We start from the raw sequence: 10,431 nt of genomic DNA on the forward strand, positions 1-10,431 counted from the left end.
GTAGACCATTTTAAGGTAGTTTTTACAGTTTAATCTCGTTCATTTTATACCCATAAGTTGCTGAGCAATTTATGGGTTTTTTTATGTCTATATGGCTCATTTATGTACCGTAACAGACTTACCCAGATAGTCGCAAAAAAAGCCTTTTTTTAACACAGCTACCGCAGGACATAGGTTTAATTAACATAAAGCTGTTATATCCTCACACACCAATCTGTCAATATAAATAGCTCATTAAAGTAGTTATTGTTTATCTGCACTATTTTTGTCTGATATCGTAATAATTTAAAAACCATTAAGCCCTAAATAAAATATTTATAAACAAAGGGTCTTGATAGTCAATTTCTCATTAAATTCTAATAAAAATAACATCAATAATAATTCTAGGAGTTTTACATGTATCAATTAACGAAAATTACTAGCGCATTAACAGCATTGGGTTTATCGGCGGCTTTGGTGATGAGTCCAAGCTTTGCTGCCACTGACCATACTAAAACTGACAATATTAAAGATGTTAGCCCAGTAACCAACGGCGTCAGTCAAAAAGTTGCCAGTAATAGTAAAGCAGCGACGTCATTAAATAAGTACTTACCAACGATTAAATATACAACTGAAAATCTGCCAGTGCAGGCGCAAAAGGTAAATAGTGCTACTTGGAAACAAGGAATGAAGAGAGATCGTGATACTACTACCAAGCTGCAAGCTCTATTAAACTGGAACCAAAATGGCGTAGGCTCTGTCGATGGCTATTGGGGTAAGAACACCATCAAAGCCATGCAAGCGTTTCAAAAAGCCAATGGCTTGACGGTAACTGATAATTTAAATAACGAGACTTGGCAAGCATTGACTAAAAATGAAAAACTAACGACACAGCCTGTATTGGTCAGTTATCAGCTGACAGATGCTGATGTGAATGTCAAAACTACCCAAATTCCTGCTAGTGCTGAAGCCAAAGCCAAGCTAGATGGTATGTATTATGAAAGCGTCCTTGAAGCCTTGGGCGAAAAATTTCATATCAGTCGTGATTATCTCAAATCGCTTAACCCAAATGCCAGCTTTAAAAGTGGCGAAACCATCATTGTCTATAACCCAGGAAACCCTAATACAACACCAGTGAGCCGAGTGGTCGCTGATAAAGACACGCAAACCCTATATGCATACGATGACAGTGACAATCTGGTTGCCAGCTATCCAACCACAGTAGGTAGCACAGCAACACCTTCGCCAACGGGTACGCATAAAGTCAAAGTCAAAATTCACGAGCCAAATTACACCTATACTAGCGATAATGGCAAAAAATCTATTATCCCGCCAGGCCCTAACAATCCCGTTGGTGTGGTATGGATTGGCCTTAGCAAACCATCGTATGGCATTCATGGATCACCCGATCCTGAACGTATCAGTCGTCAGGCATCAGCAGGTTGTGTTCGCCTCACTAACTGGGATGCACTGAGCCTATTAGGTGTTATCAAGAACGATGCCACTGTCGAGTTCAAATAACTCAACGTTTAATTATTTCATAAAACGCAGACAAAAAAATACCGCTACAATAGCGGTATTTTTTATGGTAAAAGCAAAAAACTGATATTAGAACACTAAAATTCGCTAGGTAATAATGAGTAGGTTAGCAATATCATTATTATTATCAGTTAAACCACTCAAACATTGATATCAATGCTGTTATAACCATTTTAGGCAATAAAAATTTAGTTTTTACCACGGTAAGTAATGCGACCTTTTGACAGGTCGTAAGGCGTCATCTCAACCTTAACTTTATCGCCAGTTAAAATGCGAATATAGTGTTTACGCATCTTACCTGAAATGTGCGCAATGATTTCGTGTCCGTTTTCTAGGCGAACTTTAAATAACGTATTTGGAAGGGTGTCGATGACTTCGCCTTCAAATTCAATAATATCGTCTTTTGCCATAATTTTTTATCTATCAATCAATTAAAAATAAGACCATATTATACGCAAGTTAGCGGATTAAAGCAATACAGAACCTGATTTTTACTTGACAGCTTGTAAGTGATATGTATGTCTGTTTGTATTAACGATGCCCGCTTAATATTTAATCAGGCAGGTTAAGCCAAACAGGCGTCAAAGGCGCGTGTGGCAATAACTGTTGAAAGCGTTCAGGATAGTAGGCATTGATAAAATACAGGCCGTCACCAGAAGCGGTCGGCGGAGCAATGCTACGGTCTTTTTTGGCTAAAATATCTAAAAAGGCGGCTGGCGGCAACTCATGTCGGCCGATAGCGTAGAGGGTGCCCATCAGATTGCGCACCATATGATGTAAAAATCCATCTGCTTGGATATCAAAAACGATAAACTGCCCATGCGCAAATAGTCTGGCGTGACTGATATGGCGAATAGGCTGATTAGATTGACAAGCGGCAGCGCGGTAGCTACTAAAATCATGAGTACCGGCAATATCAGCCGCCGCTAATTGCATCGCGGCCAAATCCAGCGGCTCATAAATGTGAGTCACTTGATGATTTAAAATAGCAGGGCGCTGGGCTTGATTGAGGGTGATATAGCGATAACGGCGGGCAATAGCGCCAAAGCGCGCATGAAAGTCAGCGGGCATCGGTTGAACCCAACGTAGAGCAATATCATCCGGTAATAAGCTATTGATGCCACGTAGCCAGTTATGGGTAGGACGATAAGCATGAGTGACAAAATGCGCAATCATGTTGCTGGCATGGACGCTTGAATCCGTACGCCCCGCTGCTACCACTTCTACTGGCTCATTGGCGACCTTACTGATAGCGGTTTCTAACGCTTCTTGGACGCCAAGTACTTCTCGTTGTCGTTGCCAACCATGATAATTTGTACCTAAAAACTCGATGGCAATGGCTAAGGTGTAAGTTGCTTGGTTTTCAGTTGCGGTTTGAGTTTTAATGTTGTCATTTTTGATGTTTTCGATCTCAGGTATTGTCATGTTAAAGCTTATAGAGTGATAAACAGTGAATAGTTATTTAGCGTTTTTTGATAGTAGTACCGGCCTGATTGACATTATTTAACCAACGTTGACGCCGTCTGGCCGGAGTATCATAACGCAGCAATAGCCATAGCAAGCGCGCATAAATTGCGGGAATGGTTAAGCGGCCACCGGCAATCACATGATAATCGTATTGCCAACTGCCCGCCGCATAAGTGTCACTAACGCCGCCAAACGGGCATTGACTGGCACATATCAGCATGTGACCTTTTTTATAAGCCAGTTGCAATGTTTCTGCTAAAGCTGGCGAGTAAGGTACATTACCAGCGCCAAAACCTAATAAAATAATGCCACAAGGCGGCTGTGATAATAAGGCACGCAACTGATTGTTTAAAACGTCCGTATCATTTGGCAAACAATATAAAGCGTGAACGCATGCTTGCTCCGCCCGAGCTTCGATAGTGCTGACCAGTGCTTGCTGATCATCTAGCCAATGCTGGCGGCGGGTATCTGGTAAGTTTTTGATATAACTATTGGCCGGATATGCCGCTCGTGAGTGACCGGTAAACGCCATAAAGTCATGGCTATGAATTTTTTGCACGGTTTGTGCAGGCCATGATTCGCCGCCAAAGCTAATCTTCACACCTGACTCACCAGCTGCCGCCAGTTTTAATGCGTCAGTGAGGTTGTCCCAAGCGTCGCTATGGGTATCAATCGTATAAGCATCCAGCACTTCACTATCGAGTAAGGGGCGCATGCTACCCGTAACGACAACGCAAATATCGCTGCCAGCAAAAGCCTCAGCCAAAAAAGCCCCTAAATAACTCAAGGTATCTGTACCAGTAATTAAAACAAAGCGTTTATGGCCTTGTGCATAAGCCGATAACAACAGCTGATAAAAATGAATAAAATCGTTAGGAGTAAGTTGGCTGCTGTCTTTAATCAGACCGTTTTCCAGCCAGGATACGGGCGCTAGGTGCGTAGCTGCATTATGTTCAGCCAATAATTGTTGCAGCGTTGGCAAAAAAACGTCTGCTGATAATGGCGCTAATGGACGTCCATAACTGCCAAAAGTGCCGCCAGCGTAAATGAGTTGAGTAGGTGTGGAGAGTGTTTTTATCATAGCGGAAGAGGGCATAGTATGGTTACAATCAAGGAGTGGTGGAAAAGGCGATGATACGAGTAATTTAGCACGTTAAATAGTAGAAAAGCTAACTACAAAAAAAATCAGCAAGTATTCTTATGCTAATAGAATACTTGCTGATGAAAGAAAACGCTACTTTTTATGCAGTGCGATCTAGTAGTGCTTGCGCTTGGCTCTGCTGCTCGCTATTACCTTGGTTAATGACCTCAGTCAGTAAACGTTTGGCGCTATCATATTCACCCAGTTGTACATACTGACTGGCTAAGTCTAAGGTAACTTGATTGCTATCTAAGGTTTTAACAAAATCAAAGTCCGCAGCAAAACGTGATGAAAAGTCCTCTGTGGCTTCAACTTCAGTATCAGCCGTAAATTCACTTGGAACATTGTTTTCAATTTCGCTTGCAACGTCAACAGGCGTCGTCGCTGTTGGAGCGCTTGCTAAAGAGTCGAAGTCAAAATCATCATCGATTAAAGTATTGTCATCGAACCTGTCAGTAGTTGGCGCGTTACTAGAAGCTATTGTCTCATTTGTTTGATTGTCTGCCGTATCCACATCTGCGAAACTAAGCTCGTTGATGCTATTGCTTTCCAAAGCACTGTTATTCTCTGATGGATGGTCCTCAAGAACAAAGTTGTCGAATTCAAAATCATTCAAGCTATCATCAATAACGGTTGAAGTTTCATTTGATAATGTTTCTGTTTCAACAGGTGTGTCGTTATTATCATCTATAATATCAAGCGATAAAGCAAGATCATCTTCTAATGAGCTGACGTCTGTCATAGGCTCATCATTAAGACTCACATTAGTTTCGCTCGTATCTAGCTCTAAGTCTGCTAAATCTAAGACAAAATCTTCATCATCAGCGTTGTTTAAATTATCTTTAGACAAAGACGCATTGGTTTCTGACGCAGTATTATCCTGTTCTGCTAAGTCGAAGTCAAAATCCAGCTCACTATTGCTCTTGTTGTCATTTGTGCCGCTGACCGTCGACGTTGATAAGCTTTCTACATCGGCAATATCTAGCTCAATGACAGGTGCGGCACTAGTAGCAGCTGGCTCATCAATATCTTGTTCTAAGTCGTCTAAACTGAGGGCAAAATCTTGCTGGCTATCATTGAAATCATTAGAAGTTTCTAACGTGCTATCTGAGCTAGCGGCTAAATCATTTTTATATTCGTTATGAGTGACCGCTTGTTCATTAAGACTAGGATCAATAGTTGGCTCGTTATTCTCAATTTTGTTCGCTGGCAAATCAAAATCGATACTTTCAAAGCCAGCGTCTTGATTGTTATCAGCTGGCAACGCACGTTCGGCTGCTTGGTTTTGTTCTTCAGTCAGCAATGCTTTTAAGTCATCAGCCTGAGCGATGCTTTTGGCATCACCATGCGTTTTAATGGAATCATAGACTTTATTAAAGTTATCAGACTCATCTATCGTTGCGTATACTGCTAGAAGCTTTAGAGTTAGCTGGCTATCATTTGGCTTTTCAGCGAGACCGCGTTTTAAGGTATCAATAGCTTTATCATAGCGCTGTTGCTCCATAAAACGCTGTGCTATCTCAATATGATCAAATCGCTTATCACTATTGACATTAGCTTGAGTAGCGGCACCTTTGATAGCGGTATGTTTTGGTAAAGTCGCTGTTCTGTCTGCTTTTATGCTTGACTGTGCTGGTGGTTTTTGCGCTTTGTTTTTGCGCATGACCAAGACTGCTATTAGTACAATACATACCAATCCAGCGATAATATATAGCATATTGTCCATAGTTACTCCTATACCTACGATCATGGTTGCAGCATACGGCACTGATCGGCTAGGTAATTATTGATTGCGTAATTTTTCGAGACGAGCTTGTAGCTCCGCCAGTTTTTGGTTTTGTAATTGCAGTTTTCTAGTATAACTGCCAAGTGTAGCGTTGGTCTTTGATAAACGTTGTGCTTGGTCTGCGGTACTTTGTCTTGATGACTTAAGAATATCTAATACGTCTGTACTAAGGCCATTACCCGTTGCCACACCTGCCTTAGCCTTAGTACCATCGGCGCTACCGTCGTGACCAGGAGCGAGCACAGAAAACTGGGCGGTTGGTAGCTTCTGCGTTTTCTTTATAGGGGGCTTCTCATTGCGTTTCGCTGCTTGAGCTTTCTCAGTTTGTGCTTTGGATGCAGCTTTCGAAATAGTATCCTTTTTGATGACAGGCGTATTTGCTTTTCTACTATGCTTTCTTTGTTCGCTGATGGCTGTCTGTATCTTTTTTTGCGACGGCACGACATCGTATTTAGGTAGGCTTAACTGCGCATCGGCCTTGAGCTGATTGGCATTTTTATTAATAAAAGCTTTCGGGTTTTGCGCTTGAATCTCACTCATCACGGTTTGAACGTCAAGATTGTTTTTTTCTGCGATTTGCTGGGCAATAACCCATAAATTATCGTTGCGTTGTACTGTATAGTTAAATTCAGAGCCAGTATCATCAGGGCTTATGCTAGATATATCAGCATTAGAGCCTAGCGTAGAGATACTATTAGAGGAATTGTTATTATAAGGAATGGTGTCATTAGCAATAGTGTTGGCGGTTGATGGACTGTTATCTGACATTGGCGTCATAGGCGTAGAAACGATAATGTCAGAGTTTTTTGCACTACTTTCTTTATTTGCACTTTTAGGCTGTATTTGACGGATAATCTGAATGTTTAAGATGTCAAACTTAAACGGCGCATCATTAATTGGAGTCGCAGCATTAGAACTGTTCAGAGCCACAGTTGGACTCGTGCTGGTATTACTTGTAATGGGTGCAGTAAGATTGTTATTCGAATTGCCATCATTATTCAAACGATTAGTGTCTGACTGATCAGTAGCATACACCGTATTATTGCCTTGTACTGTAGGCTTGTCTATTTCTGTAGATGCCAAAAGCAACGGTGGAGGGGCTCCTTTTGTAACTAGTAGTGGCTGAGCATTAGATGAAGAAATAACAGGCAAATTAGGTTTCTTTGCTGCTGTCACACTATTTTTTGAAGGATTGATGGACAAGCTGCCATCGAGCGGCATAAGCAATGTTTTAGGGATAACGCTACGCTGCGCACCATCATTAATGGCTAAAACCACATCAGCAAAAGGTTTAGAGACAGGTTTTGTGGTCGTAATAAAGACCTGCCCACTGGTAGCTGAAGTAGGCTGAAAACGAACCGTCATTGAATCTGTTGGAGTCAAACCCATTTGCTGATAAAGGGTAGGGTCAGCTAAACTCGCGGAGAAATCAGGGGTTTGAATGTCATTAACAACAATACTGGCTGATAAAGGTTCATGCTGAGCTGAGGTAATGACAGTCTTACCCATGGTAGCCGCTTGGGCGTTAGATATAAGGGCGGCATAACTGACTGAATAAAGCAGCGCCATTGATACTGAGCGATGTATCGTAGTCAGGCGATGAGGTAAATGACAAGACATATGCAGCCCTTTAAAAATAAGTATTAACTATGTTGTTATAACAAAATAGCGTTTAGTTTACCAGTTTATTTCGCTGCCGTTATAAACAATATATTTATTGTTTGTTTAGTGTTTGCGCTTACGCTTTTATTTTTTTATCAAGGAGCATGGCGTCGCCGTAGCTGAAGAAGCGATATTGGTTATCAATAGCATGTTGGTAAGCTTGTTCAATCGGGGCTTTACCTGCAAATGCAGACACTAACATGAGTAACGTAGACTTTGGCAAATGAAAATTCGTAAGCAGTTTATCTATCACACCAAATCTGAACCCAGGATAAATAAAGATATCAGTATCGCCCGCCCAGCTAGAAAGCGCTTGTCCATTAACCGCTGTTTTTTGATAAGCGGTCTCAAGGACGCGCGTCACTGTCGTGCCTATTGCAATCACCTGTTTGCCATTAGCATGGGTTTGGTTGATGAGGTCGGCAGTAACTTGAGGCAGATGAGCGTATTCGCTATGCATGGTGTGATTGAGTAAGTTGTCGGTTTTGACTGGCGCAAACGTACCAGCCCCCACATGCAAGGTAACAAAAGCAGTATGAATGCCTTTAGCAGCCAGCTTATCTAGGACGAATTTATCAAAATGCAAGCTGGCCGTCGGTGCAGCAACGCTGGCAAGTTTGGCTGGATCATGGAAAACGGTCTGATAACGAGTATTGTCAGTCGCATCGGCGTGGCGCTCAAAGTAGGGCGGAATAGGCAGCTCACCATAACGCTCTAAATCTGGCAAAATCAGCGCTTCAAAAGCTAAGATAAATAAGTTTTCTTGACGACCTATGACCACAGCCTGCATATGACCATCAGCAATCTCTAGCCGTTGCCCAAGCTTAGGTGCTTTACTGGCTTTAACATGACAAAGGGCGATATGCTCTTGGTCAATGCTCTTGCCATCTGTCGTTTCTAGCTGTAAGACTGTGCTATCTAAATCTGAAATGTTAACCAAACGCTCAATCAGCACTTCGATCTTACCGCCCGTGTCTTTTTGCCCGAACAAGCGCGCTTTCATGACTTTGGTGTCGTTAAAGACAATTAAATCGCCCGCATTTAGCAGATCGGGCAGCTCAGAGAATTGTTTGTCTATAATCTGACTGTCGCTATCTTTCTGCTGATTAGTGGCTAAATATAGTAATTTTGACGCCGAACGCTGCGCTAAAGGATAACGGGCAATTAAGCTGTCCGGCAGTTCATAATCATAATCATCAACACTTAGATATTCTAAAGTTTCAGCATTTTTATCTAGCATCTTATTAGTGTTTTTAACGCTGCTCTTGTCAAGATTTTTGTCAGCAGTATCGGTGCAAGTCGTATCTAAGTTTACAGGTTGAGAATCAGTCATAGTTAGTCTTTCAGTAGATGGAGATTTTGCGGTAATTGTAGCAGAAATGCAGATATGAAAGAACGTTTTCCTCAGCTGCTACCGTTCATATTAAAGCTGAAAATAAATTAAATAGCCTAAGTAATAGTTATTGAGTCCTTAAAATTTATCTTTATCTTTGCAAGTCAAGTAAAGTGCCATTATTCAAACAAATCTAACTGTGGCAAAATTTGGGTAGCAGGCATCAATGAAGAAAACGTCACCCCGACAAGCCTAATAGGTAGTAAGCGCGGAATATCTGAAAACAACTTATCAAGCCAGTAATGGGCAGATTCGGCACTATCAAAAGCGGTAGATAAGGTATGTGAGCGCGTAACCTGAGTAAAGTCAGCGTATTTTATTTTAAGGGTAATGGTATAGGCGATGAGCTGTTTTTTGCGTAACTGATTAAAGGCATCGGTATTTTGCTCATAGATTTGTCTGCGTAGCTCGTCATCGTGATTCAAATTATCCCTAAAAGTCGTCTCAGAGCCAACCGACTTGTGCGTACGCTGCGATTTAACGGGGCGTTCGTCACGGCCATGAGCGATGTCGTGATAAAACTGACCGCGCTTGCCAAATTCATTGACCAATAGTGCCGCGGGCGTGCGTCGTAGATCAGCGCCATTACTGATACCCATCGCATGCAAGCGCCGAGCAGTCGCTTTACCAATACCGTGAAAACGCTCAATGGGCAACGCGCTAATAAAGGCGTCGGCCTCCGCTGGCGTGATAACTGCCGTACCATTAGGTTTGTTAATATCAGAGGCAATCTTGGCGAGCATTTTATTAAATGACACGCCTGCAGATGCATTAAGCCCCGTCTGCACTAAAATCTGTGCCCGTAGCCAATTTGCCATTAGCGTGGCTGAGCCGTGATGTACGTTCAATCCTGTCACATCAAGATAGGCCTCATCTAACGATAATGGCTCAACTTGCGGCGTTAAACGGTGCATAATACGGCGAATATCTTGACTGACCGCGCGGTAGACATCAAAACGCGGCTGCACAAATATGACATCTGGGCAACGTTTACGCGCCTCATAACACGACATGGCGGAGCGTACACCAAACTGACGCACCTCATAGCTTGCCGCCGCAACCACGCCGCGACCATTTGGATCTCCGCCAACGACTAAGGGCTTGCCGCGCAGTTCAGGAAAGTCGCGTTGTTCCACACTGGCATAAAAAGCATCCATATCGATATGAATAATTTTACGAGGGGTAGGTTGAATAAGAGCGGTCATAACCACTATTTTACCTGATTTTATTATGAGTTTTAGCCTCTATTGCTAATAGAAATTATAAAAGACTGAGCTTAATTTTGGGCTCATTATTTTATCTATCCTTGAATAAGGGGCATCTTGTAAAAAAGTATAAATTTACACCGCCTGTCCTTAAATACCTACCGCCTGTCGGGAATATTGCTTTCTTATGTTACAGTTTTGCTGCTAACGTTTTACACTAGAGTTACTAGGGTGTGTTGACATATATAGAATAATTGAT

The 10,431-nt window shown here is 42.1% G+C and carries 8 protein-coding genes; 1 reads left to right on the top strand and 7 read right to left on the bottom strand.

Annotation, left to right across the window (positions count from 1 at the left end; translation table 11 throughout):
• Positions 1 to 396 precede the first annotated feature (396 nt).
• Positions 397 to 1,500, top strand: a complete 1,104-nt coding sequence (locus IQ457_RS09565) for a L,D-transpeptidase family protein (protein WP_200662979.1) — start codon at positions 397 to 399, stop codon at positions 1,498 to 1,500.
• A gap of 206 nt (positions 1,501 to 1,706) precedes the next feature.
• On the opposite strand, the gene infA is transcribed toward IQ457_RS09565, so the two are convergent.
• The 7 genes from infA to dinB all read right to left on the bottom strand — a co-directional run bounded on the left by infA (position 1,707) and on the right by dinB (position 10,172).
• Positions 1,707 to 1,928: a translation initiation factor IF-1 gene (gene infA, locus IQ457_RS09570; protein ID WP_021814850.1), complete on the bottom strand. Its 222-nt coding sequence runs from the start codon at positions 1,926 to 1,928 to the stop codon at positions 1,707 to 1,709.
• Positions 1,929 to 2,070: 142 nt separating this feature from the next.
• Positions 2,071 to 2,943, bottom strand: coding sequence for a tRNA pseudouridine(38-40) synthase TruA (gene truA / locus IQ457_RS09575; protein ID WP_242465403.1), 873 nt, complete (start codon positions 2,941 to 2,943; stop codon positions 2,071 to 2,073).
• A gap of 37 nt (positions 2,944 to 2,980) precedes the next feature.
• Positions 2,981 to 4,081 carry an asparaginase gene (locus tag IQ457_RS09580; protein ID WP_200662980.1) on the bottom strand — a complete coding sequence of 367 codons (1,101 nt, stop codon included), beginning with the start codon at positions 4,079 to 4,081 and terminating at the stop codon, positions 2,981 to 2,983.
• A gap of 145 nt (positions 4,082 to 4,226) precedes the next feature.
• Positions 4,227 to 5,852: a FimV/HubP family polar landmark protein gene (locus IQ457_RS09585; RefSeq protein WP_200662981.1), complete on the bottom strand. Its 1,626-nt coding sequence runs from the start codon at positions 5,850 to 5,852 to the stop codon at positions 4,227 to 4,229.
• 57 nt (positions 5,853 to 5,909) lie between these two features.
• Entirely contained in the window at positions 5,910 to 7,532 is a 1,623-nt protein-coding gene (locus IQ457_RS09590) for a type IV pilus assembly protein FimV (protein WP_200662982.1), read from the bottom strand.
• A 118-nt stretch (positions 7,533 to 7,650) separates the two neighbouring features.
• Positions 7,651 to 8,907, bottom strand: coding sequence for a tRNA preQ1(34) S-adenosylmethionine ribosyltransferase-isomerase QueA (queA, locus tag IQ457_RS09595; RefSeq protein WP_200662983.1), 1,257 nt, complete (start codon positions 8,905 to 8,907; stop codon positions 7,651 to 7,653).
• Positions 8,908 to 9,086: 179 nt separating this feature from the next.
• Positions 9,087 to 10,172 carry a DNA polymerase IV gene (gene dinB, locus IQ457_RS09600; protein ID WP_144296445.1) on the bottom strand — a complete coding sequence of 362 codons (1,086 nt, stop codon included), beginning with the start codon at positions 10,170 to 10,172 and terminating at the stop codon, positions 9,087 to 9,089.
• Positions 10,173 to 10,431: the final 259 nt, after the last annotated feature.

The organism is Psychrobacter sp. M9-54-1, assembly GCF_016613355.1.
GTDB lineage: Bacteria > Pseudomonadota > Gammaproteobacteria > Pseudomonadales > Moraxellaceae > Psychrobacter > Psychrobacter faecalis.

Bases quoted from the DNA above. Each gene is read 5' to 3' on its own strand.
- IQ457_RS09565 (WP_200662979.1), top strand. From the start codon at position 397: ATGTATCAATTAACGAAAATTACTAGCGCATTAACAGCATTGGGTTTA.
- infA (WP_021814850.1), bottom strand. From the start codon at position 1,928: ATGGCAAAAGACGATATTATTGAATTTGAAGGCGAAGTCATCGACACC.
- truA (WP_242465403.1), bottom strand. From the start codon at position 2,943: ATGACAATACCTGAGATCGAAAACATCAAAAATGACAACATTAAAACT.
- IQ457_RS09580 (WP_200662980.1), bottom strand. From the start codon at position 4,081: ATGCCCTCTTCCGCTATGATAAAAACACTCTCCACACCTACTCAACTC.
- IQ457_RS09585 (WP_200662981.1), bottom strand. From the start codon at position 5,852: ATGGACAATATGCTATATATTATCGCTGGATTGGTATGTATTGTACTA.
- IQ457_RS09590 (WP_200662982.1), bottom strand. From the start codon at position 7,532: ATGTCTTGTCATTTACCTCATCGCCTGACTACGATACATCGCTCAGTA.
- queA (WP_200662983.1), bottom strand. From the start codon at position 8,907: ATGACTGATTCTCAACCTGTAAACTTAGATACGACTTGCACCGATACT.
- dinB (WP_144296445.1), bottom strand. From the start codon at position 10,172: ATGACCGCTCTTATTCAACCTACCCCTCGTAAAATTATTCATATCGAT.